General features: G+C 65.8%; 19 protein-coding genes and 1 pseudogene. 13 read left to right on the top strand and 7 right to left on the bottom strand.

Features of this window, described 5'->3' with window-relative positions; genetic code table 11:
* Nucleotides 1–18 precede the first annotated feature (18 nt).
* Nucleotides 19–588: an orotate phosphoribosyltransferase gene (gene pyrE, locus AC5RVB_RS13405; RefSeq protein ID WP_227905933.1), complete on the top strand. Its 570-nt coding sequence runs from the start codon at nucleotides 19–21 to the stop codon at nucleotides 586–588.
* The gene (locus AC5RVB_RS13400; RefSeq protein ID WP_227905931.1) at nucleotides 569–1627 is read left to right on the top strand and encodes an alpha/beta fold hydrolase; all 1059 of its coding nucleotides are present in this window, start codon (nucleotides 569–571) and stop codon (nucleotides 1625–1627) included. Before pyrE ends, AC5RVB_RS13400 begins: the two co-directional genes overlap by 20 nt.
* Nucleotides 1628–1656: 29 nt before the next feature.
* Here the strand turns inward: AC5RVB_RS13400 and AC5RVB_RS13395 are convergent, their stop codons facing one another.
* Nucleotides 1657–2409 carry an HAD-IIA family hydrolase gene (locus AC5RVB_RS13395; protein WP_227906026.1) on the bottom strand — a complete coding sequence of 251 codons (753 nt, stop codon included), beginning with the start codon at nucleotides 2407–2409 and terminating at the stop codon, nucleotides 1657–1659.
* Between the two features lie 157 nt (nucleotides 2410–2566).
* Between AC5RVB_RS13395 and AC5RVB_RS13390 the strand changes: the two genes are divergently transcribed.
* The 3 genes from AC5RVB_RS13390 to AC5RVB_RS13380 all read left to right on the top strand — a co-directional run bounded on the left by AC5RVB_RS13390 (nucleotide 2567) and on the right by AC5RVB_RS13380 (nucleotide 4817).
* The gene (locus AC5RVB_RS13390; protein WP_227906025.1) at nucleotides 2567–3235 is read left to right on the top strand and encodes a TrmH family RNA methyltransferase; all 669 of its coding nucleotides are present in this window, start codon (nucleotides 2567–2569) and stop codon (nucleotides 3233–3235) included.
* A gap of 134 nt (nucleotides 3236–3369) precedes the next feature.
* A complete protein-coding gene (gene fbaA / locus AC5RVB_RS13385) occupies nucleotides 3370–4389 on the top strand; it encodes a class II fructose-bisphosphate aldolase (RefSeq protein ID WP_227905920.1) in 1020 nt (339 codons plus the stop codon).
* Complete coding sequence (locus tag AC5RVB_RS13380) at nucleotides 4389–4817, top strand: DUF3151 domain-containing protein (RefSeq protein ID WP_227905918.1); 429 nt, start codon at nucleotides 4389–4391, stop codon at nucleotides 4815–4817. The genes fbaA and AC5RVB_RS13380 overlap by 1 nt, the downstream gene beginning before the upstream one ends.
* 106 nt (nucleotides 4818–4923) lie before the next feature.
* Here the strand turns inward: AC5RVB_RS13380 and AC5RVB_RS13375 are convergent, their stop codons facing one another.
* Nucleotides 4924–5496, bottom strand: coding sequence for a P-loop nucleotide/nucleoside kinase family protein (locus tag AC5RVB_RS13375; protein WP_494142910.1), 573 nt, complete (start codon nucleotides 5494–5496; stop codon nucleotides 4924–4926).
* A gap of 166 nt (nucleotides 5497–5662) precedes the next feature.
* On the opposite strand from AC5RVB_RS13375, the gene AC5RVB_RS13370 reads away from it, so the two are divergent.
* Entirely contained in the window at nucleotides 5663–6280 is a 618-nt protein-coding gene (locus AC5RVB_RS13370; RefSeq protein WP_494142909.1) for a GyrI-like domain-containing protein, read from the top strand.
* A 29-nt stretch (nucleotides 6281–6309) separates the two neighbouring features.
* Here the strand turns inward: AC5RVB_RS13370 and AC5RVB_RS13365 are convergent, their stop codons facing one another.
* From AC5RVB_RS13365 to AC5RVB_RS13355, 3 genes are all read right to left on the bottom strand, one after another.
* The gene (locus AC5RVB_RS13365; protein WP_494142908.1) at nucleotides 6310–6792 is read right to left on the bottom strand and encodes a class F sortase; all 483 of its coding nucleotides are present in this window, start codon (nucleotides 6790–6792) and stop codon (nucleotides 6310–6312) included.
* 294 nt (nucleotides 6793–7086) lie between these two features.
* The gene (locus AC5RVB_RS13360) at nucleotides 7087–7470 is read right to left on the bottom strand and encodes an excalibur calcium-binding domain-containing protein (protein WP_494142919.1); all 384 of its coding nucleotides are present in this window, start codon (nucleotides 7468–7470) and stop codon (nucleotides 7087–7089) included.
* 437 nt (nucleotides 7471–7907) lie between these two features.
* On the bottom strand, nucleotides 7908–8501 hold the full coding sequence (locus tag AC5RVB_RS13355; protein ID WP_227929726.1) for a hypothetical protein: 594 nt from the start codon (nucleotides 8499–8501) through the stop codon (nucleotides 7908–7910).
* Between the two features lie 198 nt (nucleotides 8502–8699).
* Here AC5RVB_RS13355 and AC5RVB_RS13350 point away from each other — a divergent pair, with 198 nt between their 5' ends.
* Entirely contained in the window at nucleotides 8700–9989 is a 1290-nt protein-coding gene (locus tag AC5RVB_RS13350; protein WP_227905912.1) for an adenylosuccinate synthase, read from the top strand.
* A gap of 64 nt (nucleotides 9990–10053) precedes the next feature.
* Here the strand turns inward: AC5RVB_RS13350 and AC5RVB_RS13345 are convergent, their stop codons facing one another.
* A complete protein-coding gene (locus AC5RVB_RS13345) occupies nucleotides 10054–10437 on the bottom strand; it encodes a VOC family protein (protein ID WP_494142907.1) in 384 nt (127 codons plus the stop codon).
* Nucleotides 10438–10570: 133 nt separating this feature from the next.
* On the opposite strand from AC5RVB_RS13345, the gene AC5RVB_RS13340 reads away from it, so the two are divergent.
* The gene (locus AC5RVB_RS13340; RefSeq protein ID WP_494142906.1) at nucleotides 10571–11872 is read left to right on the top strand and encodes an ATP-binding protein; all 1302 of its coding nucleotides are present in this window, start codon (nucleotides 10571–10573) and stop codon (nucleotides 11870–11872) included.
* Nucleotides 11869–13344 (top strand): tetratricopeptide repeat protein, encoded by a 1476-nt coding sequence (locus AC5RVB_RS13335; protein ID WP_494142905.1) that lies wholly within the window; start codon nucleotides 11869–11871, stop codon nucleotides 13342–13344. Before AC5RVB_RS13340 ends, AC5RVB_RS13335 begins: the two co-directional genes overlap by 4 nt.
* 10 nt (nucleotides 13345–13354) lie before the next feature.
* Here the strand turns inward: AC5RVB_RS13335 and AC5RVB_RS13330 are convergent, their stop codons facing one another.
* Complete coding sequence (locus tag AC5RVB_RS13330) at nucleotides 13355–14350, bottom strand: DUF2804 domain-containing protein (protein ID WP_227905907.1); 996 nt, start codon at nucleotides 14348–14350, stop codon at nucleotides 13355–13357.
* A 110-nt stretch (nucleotides 14351–14460) separates the two neighbouring features.
* Here AC5RVB_RS13330 and AC5RVB_RS13325 point away from each other — a divergent pair, with 110 nt between their 5' ends.
* The 4 genes and pseudogenes from AC5RVB_RS13325 to AC5RVB_RS13310 all read left to right on the top strand — a co-directional run.
* Complete coding sequence (locus AC5RVB_RS13325; RefSeq protein WP_494142904.1) at nucleotides 14461–15579, top strand: NAD(P)-dependent alcohol dehydrogenase; 1119 nt, start codon at nucleotides 14461–14463, stop codon at nucleotides 15577–15579.
* Nucleotides 15580–15618: 39 nt separating this feature from the next.
* Nucleotides 15619–16425 (top strand): carbon-nitrogen hydrolase family protein, encoded by an 807-nt coding sequence (locus tag AC5RVB_RS13320; RefSeq protein ID WP_227905903.1) that lies wholly within the window; start codon nucleotides 15619–15621, stop codon nucleotides 16423–16425.
* Nucleotides 16426–16618: 193 nt separating this feature from the next.
* Nucleotides 16619–17179, top strand: a complete 561-nt coding sequence (locus AC5RVB_RS13315; RefSeq protein WP_494142903.1) for an RNA polymerase sigma factor — start codon at nucleotides 16619–16621, stop codon at nucleotides 17177–17179.
* Nucleotides 17163–17658: pseudogene (locus tag AC5RVB_RS13310) on the top strand (hypothetical protein); the annotation flags it as partial. The gene AC5RVB_RS13315 and the pseudogene AC5RVB_RS13310, both read left to right, overlap by 17 nt.

Genomic DNA, 17658 nt, shown 5'->3' with positions numbered 1-17658 from the left:
GCCGGATAGGATTAAGGCATGACATCGCCCGCGATCGCCCCGGCCCGTACCCGCCTGCTCGACCTGATCATGGAACTGGCGGTGGTCCGTGGAAAAGTGGTGCTGTCCTCCGGTGCCGAAGCGGATTACTACATTGACCTGCGCCGCGTCACGCTGCAGCACGAGGCGTCCCCGCTGGTCGGCGACGTGATGCTGAACCTGCTCGATGAAGCGGGCATCGAGTTCACCAACGCCGGCGGCCTGACCATGGGGGCTGATCCCGTGGGTACGGCGGTCATGAACGCTGCTGCGCGCGCCGGCCGCGCCGTGGACGCCTTCGTGGTGCGCAAGGCACAGAAGTCCTACGGCATGGGCCGGCAGGTGGAAGGCCCCGACGTCGCCGGACGCAACGTGGTGGTCCTGGAAGACACGTCCACCACCGGCGGGTCCGCACTGACCGCCGTTGAGGGCGTGCGCCGGGCCGGCGGCAATGTGGTGGCCGTGGCAGTGATCGTGGACCGGGACACCGGAGCCAAGGAACGCATCGAGGCTGAAGCCGGAGTGCCTTACCTGTTCGCGTTCGGCAAGGATGAACTCGGACTCGACTAGCGCCGCACCGTTCGGCGCAGACCTTCCTGTTCCGGAACCCGCCCGGGAGGCAGCGGAAACCCTCCGCAAGGCTGCCGAGCTGCACCGGGTCTCGCGCCGCCGCTTTCTGGCCGGTTCCCTCGCCGGGCTTCTCCTCAGCGCCGATCTGGGCATCACGCACCGGATTCAGCGGTACCGCGAGGAACTGGAGATCCTCCGGGTCGCCGATGAAGACGCCGAGCGGAGCTTCCCGCGCGCCATGTGGTTCCTGTTCCCGGGATACAAAACCAGCTGGGAAGAAGCGCACTGGATCCTCGGATCGCTCCGCCCCGCCCTGACCACCCGCGGCCAGCTCGCGGGCATCGGCTACTCCAACCTCGGGCTGAAACCCGGAGACATCCTGGAGGCGGTCCACGCCTACATCCGGAAACACCGGCTCGAACGCATCTACTTCTACGGGCACAGCTTCGGCGGCATGCTGGCCGTGCAGGTGGCTGCCGGGCTGCGGGAACGCGGGATCGCCGTCGAACTGATCATTCTGGATTCCAGCCCGGCCGGAAAGAACGATGTGCGGGACCGGGCAATGTTTGAGGGCACCGTATTCCTGTACGACGCCGGCTACCGGATTCCCATGGGCATGCGCGGCGGATACGAGCTGGGGGAGCGGGTGATGCACAAGAACGAACGCTCCTGGCACACCATCGGGGAACAGACGCTGGCTCAGCTTTCCCCGCTGGCGCCCTCCACCACGCTCATCCAGTCCCAGGCGTCCTATATTTACCACTTCACCGCTCCGCGGTTCGGCGGATCCCTCGGGGACACCAAGGTGGCGTTCATTGGCAACCCCGAAGACAAAACAGTGAACTACTACTCCACCAGATCCGCGTGGAAGGCAGCCCTGGGCGCGAACCTGGTGTCCGACTCCACGGTCACGGAGGGGGCCAGCCCCGCCCACGCCAGCCCGCAGTGGAGTCCGGGGGTGTATCAGGATGCGCTGGCGGAAGTGTTCCGCATCGTTGACCCGCCCGAGCCGACGGATGGCCCGGAGCCGCTGGAATAGCCGGCCCCGGGTGCTCCCGGATGTCCGGCCTAGACGGTATTGATCAGATCGGCTACCGAATTCATGATCTGCGTGGGACGGAACGGGTACCGGTTCACATCCTCGCGCTGGGTAATGCCGCTGAGCACCAGCACGGTGTGCAGCCCGGCTTCGATGCCGGCGACGATGTCCGTGTCCATCCGGTCACCGATCATGGCGGTGGTCTCGGAATGCGCGTCGATCTTGCGCATCGCGGAGCGGAACATCATCGGGTTCGGCTTGCCCACAATGTAGGGCTCCATGTTGGTGGCCGCAGTGATCAAGGCCGCGATGGCGCCGGTGGCCGGCAGCACACCCTCCTGCGAGGGGCCGGTAACGTCAGGGTTGGTGGCAATAAACCGGGCGCCGCCCAGGATCAGCCGGATGGCCTTGGTGATGGTGCCGAAGGAGTACGTGCGGGTTTCACCGAGCACCACATAGTCCGGGTTGGTGTCCGTAAGGATCATGCCCGCCTCATGGAGCGCCGTCGTCAGCCCGGCCTCACCCACCACAAAGCAGCGGCCGGGCGCGCCGGCGTTCTTGACCTGGTCCTTGAGGAACTCGGCGGTGGCCAGGGCGGAGGTCCACAGGTTCTCCTCCGGCACCTCCAGGCCCGAGGCCCGCAACCGGGCGGCCAGGTCCCGCGGGGTGTAAATGGAGTTGTTGGTCAGCACCAGGAACCGCTTGGAGGTTGCCACCCAGCGGTCAATGAGCTCCGCGGCTCCGGGAATCGGATGGTTCTCATGGACCAGCACGCCGTCCATGTCCGTCAGCCAGCACTCAATGTTCTCGTTTTCGCCCACGGTCTCCCATTTCTCGCATACATCGTTGTTGCCTTGCTTACCTGCCGCCGCGCCAGGGACCGGAGTCAGAGGGGACGCGGCGGACCCTGCCAGTCTTTCACCTTAGGCTGGAAGGGTGATAGACAGCCCCGAAGAACTCCCCGTTGACGCCGCAGACCCGGCCGCCGTTCCCCTGCACCAAGTGGGCGTGGGCCCCTGGGAAGGTCCGCTGCCCGATGGCGGTCACTGGGACCCGGAACTGCTGGCCAACGGCGATGCCCGCAACGTGGTGGATGAGTACCGGTACTGGAAGCATGATGCGATCGTGGCGGACCTGGACACCCGCCGGCATCCGTTCCATGTAGCCATTGAAAACTGGCAGCACGACTTCAACATCGGCACCGTGGTCCGCACCGCCAACGCGTTCATGGCCAAGGAAGTGCACATCATCGGACGACGCCGGTGGAACCGCCGCGGCGCCATGGTCACCGACCGCTATCAGCACATCCGCAACCACCCGACGGTGGAGGACTTCGTCGAGTGGGCGCGCAGCGAGGGCCTGAGCATCATCGGGATCGACAACTTCCCCGATTCCGTGCCGCTGGAAACCTACGAACTGCCGGAAAACTGCGTGCTGGTCTTCGGCCAGGAGGGCCCGGGCCTCAGCCCGGAAGTCCACGCTGCGGCGGATGCGACGCTGTCCATTGCCCAGTTCGGTTCCACCCGCTCCATCAATGCCGGGTCCGCCGCCGCCATTGCCATGCACGGCTGGATCCGCCGCCATGTCTTCGGCCAGAAGGTGAACTAGGGGACGGGCACCGGTTCCGTCCGCCGCGGCACGTTATCCGGTGACATCACCTGCTGCCGGCAGGATACTTATGGCTAGGATGTAGGAAGCCAACGAGGGCGCCAGGCCCTGCCACAATCGACCTTGGAGTCAGCATGCCTATTGCAACCCCGGAGATTTATGCCGAGATGATTGACCGCGCCAAGGCAGGGGGCTTCGCCTACCCGGCCGTCAACGTCACCTCATCGCAGACACTCAACGCGGCACTGGCCGGTTTCGCCGAGGCCGGATCCGACGGCATTGTCCAGGTATCCACCGGCGGCGCAGCCTACTGGTCCGGCGCCTCCGTGAAGAACATGGTCACCGGCTCCCTCGCGTTCGCGGCCTACGCCAAGGAAGTAGCCAAGAGCTACAACGTGAACATTGCGCTGCATACCGACCACTGCCCCAAGGACAAGCTGGATGACTTTGTCCTGCCGCTGCTGGCCGCCTCGGAGGCCGCCGTGAAGCGCGGCGAAGACCCGATCTTCAACTCGCACATGTGGGACGGTTCCGCCGAAACCCTCGAGGACAACCTGCGCATCGCCCAGGACCTGCTGGCCCGCACCGCGGCCGCCAAGATGATCCTCGAGGTGGAGATCGGCACCGTGGGCGGCGAGGAAGACGGCGTGGAGAACGCCATCAACGACAAGCTTTACACCACGGTCGCAGACGGCATGGCAACCATCGAAGCCCTCGGTGACGGCAGCAAGGGCCGCTACATCACGGCCCTGACCTTCGGCAACGTACACGGCGTGTACAAGCCCGGCGGCGTGAAGCTGCGCCCGGAAATCCTGAAGGAAATCCAGGACGCGGTGGGCGAGTCCATCGGCAAGGAACGCCCGTTCGACCTGGTCTTCCACGGCGGCTCGGGTTCCTCCGCCCAGGAGATTGCCGACGCCGTCTCCTACGGCGTCATCAAGATGAACATCGACACCGACACCCAGTACGCCTACACCCGGCCGGTGGTAGACCACATGCTGCGCAACTATGACGGCGTGCTGAAGGTGGACGGCGAAGTGGGCAACAAGAAGCAGTACGATCCGCGCGTCTGGGGTGCCTCGGCAGAAAAGGGCATGGCCGCCCGTGTGGTGGAAGCTGCACAGAACCTCGGATCGGCAGGCAAGGCGCTCTAATGTCAGACGAATTCCGCAAGAACCTGCTCGGCCCGGACGCCACCTACCTGCCCGAGGAAACCGACGTCGTCGCCCGCCTGGAGGCAGGCGACGAAGCCGTGGACCTCGCCGCGAAATTCCCCACCTCCTCGCAGGTGTGGGCCACGCTGGCGGACGAGGCGTTCGAAGAGGGCCAGAATGTTGAGTCCTACGCCTACGCCCGCGTCGGCTACCACCGCGGACTGGATGCCCTGCGCCGTGCCGGCTGGCGCGGTGTCGGTCCCATCCCGTGGTCGCATGTCCCCAACCGCGGCTTCCTGCGCTCGCTGTACGCGCTGGGCCGTGCGGCGGCCGCCATCGGTGAAGCTGACGAAGTGGACCGGATCCGGAAGTTCCTGGATGACTCCGATCCGCAGGCCAAGGCTGCCATCGAGGGCCAGCTCGCCTAACTGCATTCCGTGAGAGCCGGCGGTCCCCATACCGGGGGCCGCCGGTTTTTTCATTTTCGGGGCTTGGGTGCTTCGGTTTTTAGGCGGTTCCGGTTTTTGGTGTGCTTCAGGTTTGCGATGCCGGACGCATGGAGGCGAGAGCCCGCAACAGGTCCGTGTACGCCGCCTCCGCCGCCCCATAGGTGCTGTGAATCAGGACTGCGTCCGGACGGGTGCGGAGCCCGGACGCCAGATTCTCGTACATGGATTCCAGCAGGGCAGATCCGCCTTGGCGCTCCACCAGGGCGGTGATTTGCGCGTGCCACGGGGTATGTTCATCTGCCCCACGGTTTGCGAACCGCTGGAGGGAGCCGGCTTTGGTGTCCGTCAGGACAATTTCGAGGAACCCGGCCCCGGACGTTTCGGCCGCCCCACGGAACACGGCAATTTCGGCGTCGTTGTCGAAAAACTGCGGCATGACGACGTCCCGGCCGGTGGACAGATGAGCCGCTGCCATGCCCACCGCAATCGGACGGACGATCTCTCCGGCCTCTTGGAAATCCTCCTGCCAGCCACCGATCAGGCAGCGCACCTGGTCAATGTCCAGGTTGAGGCACCCCGGATGCCGATCGGCGTACATCCGGGCGAGGGTGGACTTGCCGATCCCGGGCGGGCCATTCAGCAGAATCAGATCAGGCATGCCGTCCCCTTTGCCGGACAGGTTTTTCGGTTGCGCGCATGGGCACACCCTAGCGTCCCCTTGACTGAGCACAGTGACGGAGGCCTGCCGTAAGGTAGGGCGGGGTCTGCCCAAGCATGCGCGGAACGCCTACCCTGAAGTCCGGAGGGGAAGGGGTGCCGTTTTTATGGACACGTTCGAATTCCGGAAGACCTACCCGGAGCTCTACGCGCCCGGCCGCACGGATTTCACCCTGGTGCAGGTTCCGTCTCTGCAGTACCTGGCCGTGGACGGGCACGGGAATCCGAACACCTCGCCGGAGTACGCCCACGCCTTGGAATGCCTGTATCCGGTGGCCTATACGGTGAAGTTCCGGTCCAAAAAGGAACTGGATCAGAACTTCACCGTGGGTCCGTTGGAAGGACTCTGGCGGGCGGAGAACCCGGAGGCGTTTGTCCGCGGCGACAAGGACTCCTGGGACTGGACCATGCTGATCCCGCAGCCGGAGTGGATCACCGCGGAGATGGTCGAGCAGTCAGGGGCTGAGGTGGCAGCAAAGAAGGACCTTCCCGGGGCGGAACGGGTGCGGCTGCTGCGCCTGGAGGAAGGGCTGTCGGCACAGATCCTGTTTATCGGTCCTTACGACGACGAGGCGCCGGTCCTCGCGCGGCTGCACGACACCTGGATGCCCGAACGGAACTTGGCCTTCAACGGCGACCATCACGAGATCTACCTGAACGATCCCCGCCGCACCGCTCCGGAGAAGCTCCGCACCGTGCTGCGCCAGCCGGTCCGGCCTCTCTGAGCGGTGCCGGGACCTTTCAGCAACTGGTCTCAGAGCCCGGCAGATGGGGTTGGGACCTGCGGTACCCAGGACGCGTACACCACGTAATTGTCATCGAATGTCCCGGTTTTCGGGTCATAGCCGTCACAAGTGATGAGTCGTAGTTCCGGGCCTGTGGTGTTGCCGTAGACCTTCTGCGTTGGGAACGCGTCCTTGGCATACTGCTCGGCGGCCCGCACTGCGAATACGACGGTACTTCCGTCCTCACGAGCTATCTCGATCCGATCTCCGGACATGAGGCGGCGCAGGTCGGCGAAGATTCCCGGTCCGCCACCCTCCGCATTGACGTGGCCTAGAAAAACCGCGGGACCGAGCTCCCCCGGAGTCGGAGAATGTTCGTACCACCCGGCGGGAGAACCCGGTTCGCCGGGCGGAACCTCCAATGCGCCGTCGTTGTCCAGCCCCAGACGGATGACCTTGGACTGCGCACCGATCGAAGGGATGGACAGCGATGCCGGTGAGGACTCTGCCATGGGAGTCGGGCCCTGCGCAGCGGGTCCCGGGGAAGATGGGTTATCTGGAGCGGGAAGGGATGTCACCTGCGGGGAGGGCACGGGCGGGACCTGTATCTGCCGTCCCGTCCCCTGTTCGACGTCTTCCTGAGCGGTCCCACAAGCTCCGGACAGCAGCAGCGGTGGAAGCAGGAGTGCGGCCGCCGCAGTTACCTTCAGGCCCCTGCAGCGGCCGCGCTTGGCCGCACTCCTCATGCTGATTCGTTTTCGCTGGCCGAAGACGATGGCATGAGCTGTCCTACCTGTGGATAGAAGCTATGCAGCACGACGGCGGCGCACCACATATGCTCCGCCTGCAGCGGCGAGCACCAGGCCGCTGCCCAGGGCGAGGAATCCGGCGTTGGATTCCTCAGGTTCCTGCGTAATGCCGGTATTGGCCCCGCCGGCTGGAATCTGTCCAACCTGGCCCCCTGGAGTGCCAGGCGTAGTGGGAACCATCGTGGGTGGAACGGTGGTCGGGGAAGGAGTTGGAGTCGGGGAGGGGGTGGGCGGTTGCTCTTCTTCGCATCCGATCCCGTCACCGTCCCGGTCGAGACCTGGATTGAAGCGGGGATCGGAGGAGGGGATATTCGTTCTTCCGTCTGCTAAAGCCTCGTCGCAGTTTGCGTATGGGGGAAGGGTTGCCGTTGGGGGATGCATTGCCAGTGCCGGTGTGGCCGTCAGAATTCCGAATCCCGTAACGGCTGCCAGTGTGAGGCCTGCTGTCGTCTTTTTCATGTGATTCCCTGCTTTCTGAGTAAAGAAGGGCACCCAGGTCCTGGATGACTCTGAAAGCGTAAGGATCCGGGAAAGCAGCGCGCTTCCCCTAAGTACGAAATTGGGTCCGGCAACACCGAATTAGTTCGTGTAGGCAATGGTTGCCCTTGTACAACAGCTCGGGCACATGAAACCAGCGTAATCAGCGGAATTGTGCCCGTGATGCCGTCAATCTGTCGGGTACCCGGAATCACGATTCCTACGCAGTTTCCCGTCTCCCTGAATGTTGATAGTGCAGATAATGCGACCTTGGAGTACTGCTGGCAGCATTATCTGCACTATGAAACCTGCTGCACCAAGAAACCGGCCAAGCCGGGCCCTCAGGGAAGGATGGTGGTGGTGACCGCGACAATCTGAGGGGTGGCCGGCACGGAGCTGAAACCGAACTTCACCGGAGGATCAACCGGCCGCAGCGGACCCAGATCCGCCCCGTCCCATGCGGCGTCCACACCGGTAAGGGAACGGATGGACCGGACACCGTAGAACTCGCGCCGTCCGCCGCCCGCAGACCCTGCCGTCTGCACACCGGGCACCAGCAGGGCCGCCATCGGACTGATGATCCGCAGCCACCAGGGGGCGACGGCGAGCGGCGCCGGCACGTGCTCCAGCAGCCGGCCCAAAACCGTTACCGGCCCCAGCCGCACGTCCAGCCGCAGCGGCCCGGCGGCCACCCGCAAGGTGCCCGGCGCCAGCTCCGCGTGCACCGGTGCCACCACGGTCCGGTCAAAACGGTAGGTAGCGTTCACGTAGTCCGCCACGGTGTCGGAGGGGGCCAGCAGTGTGCGGAGGCCGGCGTCGTCCTCCACCATCACATCGGTGAACGCGCCCAGCGGGGAATCCTGCCAGTGCCCCACCACAAAACGGGTGCCGGAAGCGGTGCCCAGTCCGGCGATATAGCCGCGGAATCGGTCCATGACGCCCACGGTACCTGCGGGAGAGCGTATTTTCGGGTGAGCGAAAGCATGATCGGCTAAACTTGGCAGGTAAGAGCCCCGCAACTTGCGCTGAGGTAGGCCGTTACGGCAGCACCGGCAAGTTCAGGGGCGTTCTCATGCACGGTAGCGGATCTGCAACCAAGCAGGTTCCCGCCGTAACTAATGGGGGAGGATCCCATGCCAGCTATAGTCATCGTCGGCGCCCAGTGGGGCGACGAAGGTAAAGGTAAGGCCACCGACCTGCTCGGCGGCCGCGTCGACTACGTCGTCAAGCCCAACGGCGGCAACAATGCCGGCCACACCGTCGTCGTCGGCGGTGAAAAATACGAACTTAAGCTGCTGCCTGCGGGCATCCTCAGCCCCAATGCCATTCCCGTGATCGGCAACGGCTGCGTGGTGAACCTCGAAGCTCTCTTCACCGAGATCGACGGCCTGGAATCCCGCGGTGCGGACACCTCCAAGCTGCGCATCTCCGCCAACGCCCACCTGGTGGCGCCGTTCCACCAGGTCATGGACAAGGTCACGGAACGGTTCCTGGGCAAGCGTGCCATCGGCACCACCGGCCGCGGTATCGGCCCGGCCTACATGGACAAGGTGGCCCGTCTGGGCATCCGCGTGCAGGACATCTTTGACGAGTCCATCCTGCGCCAGAAGGTCGAAGGCTCCCTGAAGCAGAAGAACCAGCTGCTGCTGAAGGTCTACAACCGGCGCGACGTCGACGCCGAAGAGATGGTGCAGTACTTCCTCTCCTACGCGGACCGGCTGCGGCCCATGGTCATCGACTCCACGTACGAGCTGAACACCGCCCTGGACGAGGGCAAGGTCATCCTGATGGAGGGCGGCCAGGCCACCTTCCTGGACGTGGACCACGGCACCTACCCGTTTGTGACCTCCTCCAACCCGACCGCCGGCGGCGCGTCCGTGGGCTCGGGCATCGGCCCCACCCGGATCACCCGTTCCGTGGGCATCATCAAGGCGTACACCACCCGTGTGGGCGCCGGACCGTTCCCCACCGAGCTGTTCGATGACATGGGCCTGTACCTGCAGAAGACCGGCGGCGAATTCGGTGTCAACACCGGCCGTCCGCGCCGCTGCGGCTGGTACGACGCCGTGCTGGCCCGCCACGCGTCCCGCGTCAACGGTTTCACGGACTACTTCGTCACCAAGCTGGACGTGCTCACCGGCATCGAAAAGATCCCGGTATGCGTGGCCTACGACGTCGACGGCGTGCGCTTCGACGAAATGCCGATGACGCAGACCGACTTCCACCACGCGAAGCCCATCTTCGAATACTTCGACGGCTGGACCGAGGACATCACCGGCGCCAAGACCCTGGAGGACCTGCCGGAGAACGCCCGCAACTACGTGCTGGCGCTTGAAAAGATGTCCGGCACCCGGTTCTCCGCGATCGGCGTGGGCCCGGACCGGGACCAGACCATTGTGGTTCGGGACCTGATCAACGACTAGGTCCGCACGCTCCGTCCGAAAGCCCCGCAAAGCTGCGGGGCTTTCGCCGTTAACGGGCGGACGGTTAGCCCTGGGCGACTTCCTCGGCGGAACGGCTGAGCACGCAGAATTCGTTGCCCTCCGGATCGGCCAGCACCACCCAGTCCACCTCGGACCCCTGTCCGACGTCGATGCGGGCAGCACCGAGTGAGAGCAGCCGGTCCACTTCCTGGGCCTGCGTGCTGCCGTCGGAGGCGCGCAGGTCCAGGTGCAGCCGGTTCTTGACGGTCTTGCCCTCGGGTACGGGAATGATGTCGATGTCCGGTCCCACCCCGTCCGTTCCAACCAGGGAAATGACGTCGGCGTCGTTGGTTTCCTCGATCCGGTAGCCGAGCGCCTGGGTCCAAAACTCCGCCAGCCGCCGGGGATCGGCTGCGTCGAGGGCTATGGATGAGATGACACTGCTCATGGAGGGGCTCCTGACTTCGTATGATGGGTGGCCCGAAGCTAACAGCACGCAGGAGGCACCGTCAATGGAAACGCCGCTCGCGTCGGACGGGCACATCCGGGCCATGGCAGCCGCTGGGCTAGAGTTTTGGACCATGGACGGAATCAGTGAAGAACTCATTGCCAGCCTGCGGCGTGCCGTCACGGCAGCCCCGGAGGACACGGCGCTGCGGCTGCATCTGGCCCAGCTGCTGCTGGACGGCAACCGGGCCGTGGAAGCACTGGGACAGATCAACACCGTCCTGGGCTCCGAGCCCGCAAGTGCCTCCGCCCTGGCATTGCTCAACCGGGCAGCTGCCGCACTGAGTTCCACCGTGCCCGACGGCGCGGCTTCCGACGGCGCGGCTTCCGACGTCGCTCCCGCCCCCGAAACGCCCGCCCCCGACGCGGGAAGCGATGACCGGCCGGATTTCGACTGGGAGCGGGCGGAATCCGACATCGATTCCACCCTGCCGCCGCCCTTCGTGGAACCCGGGCGGATCAGCATGGGGGAGGACGGCGAGCCGGTCGCCATTACCGAACCCGAGGTGCCGGCCTTGACACTGGCCGACGTCGGCGGTCTTGAGCCGGTCAAGCAGCGGCTCAACGAATCCTTCCTGGTGCCCATGCGGCACGCCGACGTGGCCAAGGCGTTTAGGAAATCCCTGCGTGGCGGACTGCTGCTGTACGGGCCGCCCGGATGCGGCAAAACGTTCCTTGCCCGCGCCGTTGCCGGCGAGCTCGGCGCCGCGTTTATGTCCGTGTCCATTACGGACGTGGTTGACCCGCTGATCGGGCAGACAGAGAAGAACCTCAAAGCCATCTTCGACTCAGCACGTGCACACCAGCCGACCGTCCTGTTTATTGACGAGGTGGACGCCATCGGGCTCAAGCGCAGTTCCATGGTGGGAAGCTCGGTCTGGCTGCGCCAGATGGTCAACCAGCTGCTGCTGGAACTGGACTCCATGTCCGGAGACAATGACGGCCTCTACGTGCTGGCCGCCACCAACCATCCCTGGGACCTGGACGAGGCGCTGATGCGCCCCGGCCGGCTGGACCGCGCGGTGCTGGTGATTCCGCCGGATCCGGCGGCGCGCCGGGCCATCCTGAACCACAACCTCAAGGACCGGCCGCTTGCCGGGATCAACCTGGAGGAGATCGTTGTGCGCACGGACGGTTTCTCCGGCGCCGACCTTGCCCACCTGTGCACCACCGCCGCGGAGAAAGCGATGATGCGCTCCATCGAGGCAAACGAAATCCGGCCCGTCACCATGGAGCACATAAACCTCGCGTTTGCCGAGGTGCGGCCCTCCACCCTGCCGTGGCTCGAATCGGCGGTCAACGTAGTAAAGTTCAGCAACCGGCATGGCAGGTATAACGACCTCGCCGAATACCTGCGGGCGAGGCAGATGCTGTGAGCACCGGCGCTGACCTGGACCGGATGGGCGCCCGGTGGCAGGTCCTGACTGCAGCGGCCCGCCACCGGGATGCGCTGGAACTGATTCAGGCACACCTGGACGCCCACCGTGCGGAGCCGTATGTCTGGACCCTGCTGAGCCAGACGCTGAACAACCTGGGGGAGGGGACGGACGGGGAGTCCGCAGCCCGTGAGGCATTGGAACTGGAGCCGCGCAGCACCTCGGCACTGATCAACCTCTCCCGCGGACTGGCGCTGCAGGGCAGGTTCGCCGAGGCTGAAACGGCCGCCGCGCAGGCCCGGGACCTGGACGACCAGCAGGCCGGAACACACGCGTGGCTGGCGCTGGTGCACCACGAGCAGGGCCGCTACGAGGAGGCGCTGGAAGGCGTGCAGGAAGCCCTCCGCCTGCAGCCCTCGGGGGATAATTTCGCCCTGCTCGCCGAGATCCGGATCAGCATGGGCCAGCATGATCAGGCCCGCCGGGCGCTCGCGGACGGGCTGGCCGCGGACCCGCAGAACCGGCAGCTGCTGCTGCTCAGCGGACGCGTGTCCCACGGTGAAGAGGTGGTGGGGGACCAGGCTGAGCTGCTGAGCGGAATGCTGGCGGCGTCCCCGACGGACCGCGGGCCCCTGGACCAGCTGAAGCAGGAAGTCCTGGCCCGGGGGCGGCATCTGGCCCTGCTGCCCTGGCTGCAGGGAGTCCTCTTTTGTTTCCTGGCGCCGCTGATCACCCAGGTCCCGGCGGGCGGTGCCGCTGCGCTCGCGCTCTGGCTGGGATTGGCGGTGATCCTCCGGGCACGGTTCCTGCTTCGGCGCCTGTCCCGCGCCGTTCCGGCCGGGTTCCTCCGGGACGTGCTGCGGGAATCCCCGGACGCCCGAAAGGGCGTGGCGGCCCTGATCGCTGCGGAGGCATGGGTGCTCGCCGCCGGCTTTGGTGCCGGTCTCGCCGCTGCCGGCGACGGCCTTCGATGGTCCCTGGTTCTGCTGATGGGTGGAACGGTGCTCGTGCTGGCTGCCCGGTATCTGCTGCACCGGGCCGCCTACCGGGCATTGGAGGGTTTCACCGAGGAAGCGGCGCCCGAGTACGCGGCCGCCCGGGACCGGTACGCCGGAGACCGATCGGGCCGGGCCCTCTGGGCTGGTGTCCTGGGAACCCTGCTTGGCCTGCTGGCCCTGCTGCAGCAGACCTACACCGTGTTTGCGGGTGCCGCGAGTGCCTTTGCCGGGGCCTTCGTCCTGGCCGAAGCGGTGCATTTCAGCGTCGTGAAACTCTCGCTGCGCCGCCACCTGAACAGCCGCCACCTAAACCACCGGACTCCGCCGGAAGGTCATCCCGGTGATACGGACCGGCCGGGCAGGCTCGGAAAACCGCCGCCCCGTGTCCTGGTGCTGGGGGTGGCGGTGCTGCTTGTTCCGGCACTGATGCTGGCGGCCGGCACCTGGCTGCTGGCAGCGGGAAGCGTTCCGTAGGCCCGAGGGCCTACCAACGGTTCCGGGCTTCTTCGATCCAGCCGGTCAGCCCGTCCAGCGAATACTCCGTCCCGTCCGGTGTCCGGGCGGTGCCCGCCCAGGTGCCAAAGGCCTGCCAGACCTGCGCCTTGATCACGACGGCGTTGGTTGCCGAGGTGCGCCGGTGGAAGGGCGTCAGCACCGCATCGATCCAGGGCCCGCGCACCCGCCAGGTCGACGCCGGATCGGTGAGGTCGTATTCGAACTCCAGTTCGCCGTCGTAATGGTGCAGCCGGCCGTCCACAATGAGCGCATTTTCCGTCGCCGGGGTGCCGGCGGTCCATTTGCCGCCGAACTGCAGTCCCAGCCGTGTGCCGTCCACGGTGCCCGAACCCACGCCCCAGTTCCACCGGCGGGAGTACGGCCAGCGTCCGCGTCCGCGGTCCAGCACGGCAAAGGAATCCTCGCCGCCCACCGTGTATTCCCGGCCGTCCACCGTGACGCTTCCTGAGACGCGGCGTGCCACGTCCTTCAAGGTGTACTGGTAACGGCGCTCGGACCACGGGACCACCACACCAAGCACATCTCCGTCAGCAGCAGCGAACAGGTCCGCGGAAATCCGTGCGGAGGAGGCGTGCAGATGCGTGCCGCCGTCGGCGTCGTGGAAGCGGAGGGTGGCTCCGCCAAAGGAACCGAACGCGGTCAGCGGCGGAAGCGCATCAGGGACGGAGACATCCGCGAAGGAGGGCAGCAGCTTCAACGGTTCGGCACTGGTTTCCTTCCCGCTTGCGCGCTCCAGCACATAAAACTGCAGGGTCGAGGCGTAGTCCAGGTGTGCGATGGTCATGCCCAGCACCAGGTCCGGCGTCACAATGCCCCAGTATTCCCAGCGTTTGGTCCGCCAGCCGCCGGCCGCCCCGGAGGGAACCACCGGGCGGTGCAGCGCACTGCGGGCAAAGCCCACCGCAGCGGGATTCAGGGCTCCGGCAGGGGAGCCGAGATCAACGGGAGCAGTGATTTCATCCATGCGCCCCAAGTGTAGGGGAGCGTAGGGTGGGAACCGTGCCGGATTGCACCTCAGCGATGGCGTCGCTGCTGCCACGGGTGTCCCTGTCCGGCAGGAAAAGGAGAAAGCACATGGGTATCACCGCCACCGCCGCCGTCCTGCGCGGCACCAACCAGCCGTTCGAACTCACCGAGGTAACCCTGGACGATCCCCGGCCGGACGAGGTGCTGGTCCGTATAGTTGCCAGCGGAGTCTGCGGAACGGATCTGGGTGTGCAGGCCGGTCACATCCCCTTCCCGCTGCCCGGCGTCCTGGGCCATGAAGGGGCCGGCGTGGTGGAAGCAGTCGGTGCCGCGGTGACCTCCGTCAAGCCCGGGGACCACGTACTGCTCACCTTCACCAGCTGCGGCATCTGCCGCAACTGCCGCAGCGGGCACCCGGCGTACTGTGTGGAATTCCTGCCGCGGAACCTGCTGGGAGGAGAACGCGCAGACGGCAGTTCCACCCTCACGGAGGACGGAGCGGAACTGCACGGGCATTTCTTCGCGCAGTCCTCCTTCGCCAACCTGGTACTGGCGGACGAGCGGGGTGTCACCAAGGTTGATCCCACGGCGGACCTGTCCCTGCTGGCACCGCTGGGCTGCGGTATTCAGACCGGTGCCGGTGCGGTGCTGAACGTGCTTAAGCCTGAACCGGGCTCCGTTCTGGCCGTGTTCGGCGCCGGCCCCGTGGGCCTGGCCGCAGTGATGGCCGCTGCCCTGTCACCGGCCACCCGGATTGTGGTGATGGACCTCGTGGATTCCCGGCTCGAGCTGGCAAAGGAACTCGGGGCCACCGATGTGGTGAATTCGGGTACTGCCGATGCCGTGGAAGCCCTGATGGAACTGACCGGCGGTGAAGGGGTGACCCATGCCCTGGAAACCACCGGCAGCGTCCGGGTGGCCGAGACAGCGGCGTCGGTACTGGCACCGTTGGGCAAACTTGGCCTGATCGGTGCCCCCGCAGCCGGAAGCACCATGAGCCTGGACGTGAACTTCATGCTCAACGGCCGGCAGGTGCTCGGTATCACCGAGGGCGATTCCAACCCGCAGCTATTCCTGCCGGCACTGGTGGACCTGGTGCAGCAGGGGCGGTTCCCGCTGGAGAAGATGATCACCGGGTTCTCCTTCAGGGACATCAATGACGCCGCCGCGGCTGCGAAGAGCGGCAGCGTCCTGAAACCTGTGCTTCACTTCGATGACCTCGGCTAGGCTGGGCAGCAAACGTGCTTTAGCAAAGGTGGTTCTCCGGTGAAAGTCAGCGTCGGCCAGTTCAGCCCCTCAGGGGACGTCCGGGAGAATCTGGACGTCATGCGCACCCTCGCTGGGAAAGCCCGGGCGGAGGGCTCGGACCTGATCATTTTTCCCGAGGAATCCATGTTCAGCATCGGGAAAGTCGAAGGTGTGCTGGCCGAAGCCGTCGCCGCGTCCTGGTCGACCTTTGTCCAGCAGCTTTCCCTGCTGGCAGCTGAGCTTGGCATCGCGGTGATTGCCGGCGGGTACGAGTCAAGCGATGAGGAACGGCCCTACAACACCCTGGTCCTGATAGATGCCACCGGCCGGATCGCCGGCACATACCGCAAACTGCACCTGTATGACGCGTTCAGCTATGCCGAATCGGACCGGATCAAGCCCGGCGACGGCGGCGTCATGGTGATGCAGGTAGGGGACCTGCGGGTGGGGGTCATGACCTGCTATGACCTGCGCTTTCCGGAACTCGCCCGCGCGCTCGCGGACCTCGACGCGGACCTGCTGGCCGTCCCGGCCGCGTGGTTCAAGGGCGAACACAAGGTGGAGCATTGGGAAACCCTGCTCAAGGCCCGGGCAATTGAAAACACGCTCTGGGTTGCGGCGGCGGGAACATCAAGCCGGCATACGGTGGGACACTCCGCGATCCTGGACCCCATGGGAGTGCCGCAGGCCAGCCTGGCTGACGAACGGGAGGCAGTGGTGACAGCCGACGTCACCCGACGGCGGATTGACGATGTCCGCCAGTTCCTGCCGGTGCTGAAGAACCGCCGTTTCGCCGAAAACCCGCGGATTGTCGAGGCCCACTAGGCCCTGCAGTAAACAGGAAAAGTTTTTTTCACCGGTGCGTAACCTTTTCGTACCCGCCGGCGATTACCTATTTGTAACGGCCGCGCCGAGGCTTATCCCCCCAACGAGCATCGGTGCGGCCGTTGCACATGCGCTTACAGGCACGGGCACGGTAGCATTTGGACCACCCCGCACCCTACGAGAGTGATCCGCCGTGGCCGCCCCCATTACCGAGCAAACGCTCCGTGATGCGCGCGCCCGGAAACCGGTGGCCCTGCGGGAAATTTACGACGACTTCGCACCGGGCATCCTCGGCTATCTCCGGTCCAAGGGCTGCGAGGATCCGGAAGCGCTGACCCAGGATGTCTTCCTGACCCTGTTTTCCAAGCTGGACACTCTCGACGGCGGCCTCCGCGGCGCCCGCACCTTCGCTTTCTCCGTGGCGCATGCGCGGATGGTGGATGACACCCGCCGGCGCGAGCGTGAACCGGGGATGGCTGCTTTTGACCCGGGTGAGGATACACGGGCCGCGGAATCCGCTGAGGACAGCGTCCTGGGCGGTGCTGCCGGTGTTGCCTACCTGTTGGAGGGACTGCCGCCCCAGCAGAAGGAAGTCCTCCTGCTGCGCGTGGTTGCTGACCTTTCCATCGACGAATCGGCGAAGATCATGGGACGAACGCCGGGAGCGGTAAAGCAGCTTCAACGCCGGGCCCTGGGGACACTGAAGGAGCAACTGGAACGGAAGGAGGAGGCAGCGGATGAGCGGGCAAGCTGACGACGAACTCTATGTCCGCGGCCTCCTGACGGAAGCCGGGATCGAGGAATCCCCCGAGCTGGTTGCTGCCCTTCTGGCTCTGCGCAGCGAGTCGCACGGCAAAGCCCCCGAGACAACAGGGGAGCTGGGCGGACTGCTCGCCGGCACCCCGGTGCCGCTGGCACGCAAGTCCAAGCGCACCCGGGGAATCATCCTCAGCGCGGCCCTGGTAGGTGCCATGGCCGCCGGTGCCACCGGCGTGGCCGCGAACCCCGATTTCCTGATCCGGGCCGATCCGCTTCCCTCTGTCACCTTCACCCCGCAGGACGTCCCCACCGTGGAGAAGGCAGTGCAGGACCCCGAAGCCGAGTCCGCCGCCGAGGTCCAGGTTCCGGCCGCCCCGCTGCCGGAACAAACCGTGCCGCCGGTGGCGGAGGACGCGCCGGCGGACGCTGCCCCGGAGGAAGAGGTGACCGCGCCCGTCCCCGCACCCGCCGCAG

It is taken from the genome of Arthrobacter sp. Y3225209, assembly GCF_059090685.1.
This window is presented reverse-complemented; position numbering and strand designations above follow the sequence as displayed.

Excerpts from the sequence above, each read along its gene's own strand:
- pyrE (WP_227905933.1), top strand. The coding sequence starts at position 19 with ATGACATCGCCCGCGATCGCCCCGGCCCGTACCCGCCTGCTCGACCTG.
- AC5RVB_RS13400 (WP_227905931.1), top strand. The coding sequence starts at position 569 with ATGAACTCGGACTCGACTAGCGCCGCACCGTTCGGCGCAGACCTTCCT.
- AC5RVB_RS13395 (WP_227906026.1), bottom strand. The coding sequence starts at position 2,409 with ATGGACGGCGTGCTGGTCCATGAGAACCATCCGATTCCCGGAGCCGCG.
- fbaA (WP_227905920.1), top strand. The coding sequence starts at position 3,370 with ATGCCTATTGCAACCCCGGAGATTTATGCCGAGATGATTGACCGCGCC.
- AC5RVB_RS13380 (WP_227905918.1), top strand. The coding sequence starts at position 4,389 with ATGTCAGACGAATTCCGCAAGAACCTGCTCGGCCCGGACGCCACCTAC.
- AC5RVB_RS13375 (WP_494142910.1), bottom strand. The coding sequence starts at position 5,496 with ATGCCTGATCTGATTCTGCTGAATGGCCCGCCCGGGATCGGCAAGTCC.
- AC5RVB_RS13370 (WP_494142909.1), top strand. The coding sequence starts at position 5,663 with ATGGACACGTTCGAATTCCGGAAGACCTACCCGGAGCTCTACGCGCCC.
- AC5RVB_RS13365 (WP_494142908.1), bottom strand. The coding sequence starts at position 6,792 with ATGGCAGAGTCCTCACCGGCATCGCTGTCCATCCCTTCGATCGGTGCG.
- AC5RVB_RS13360 (WP_494142919.1), bottom strand. The coding sequence starts at position 7,470 with ATGCATCCCCCAACGGCAACCCTTCCCCCATACGCAAACTGCGACGAG.
- AC5RVB_RS13355 (WP_227929726.1), bottom strand. The coding sequence starts at position 8,501 with ATGGACCGATTCCGCGGCTATATCGCCGGACTGGGCACCGCTTCCGGC.
- AC5RVB_RS13350 (WP_227905912.1), top strand. The coding sequence starts at position 8,700 with ATGCCAGCTATAGTCATCGTCGGCGCCCAGTGGGGCGACGAAGGTAAA.
- AC5RVB_RS13345 (WP_494142907.1), bottom strand. The coding sequence starts at position 10,437 with ATGAGCAGTGTCATCTCATCCATAGCCCTCGACGCAGCCGATCCCCGG.
- AC5RVB_RS13340 (WP_494142906.1), top strand. The coding sequence starts at position 10,571 with ATGGACGGAATCAGTGAAGAACTCATTGCCAGCCTGCGGCGTGCCGTC.
- AC5RVB_RS13330 (WP_227905907.1), bottom strand. The coding sequence starts at position 14,350 with ATGGATGAAATCACTGCTCCCGTTGATCTCGGCTCCCCTGCCGGAGCC.
- AC5RVB_RS13325 (WP_494142904.1), top strand. The coding sequence starts at position 14,461 with ATGGGTATCACCGCCACCGCCGCCGTCCTGCGCGGCACCAACCAGCCG.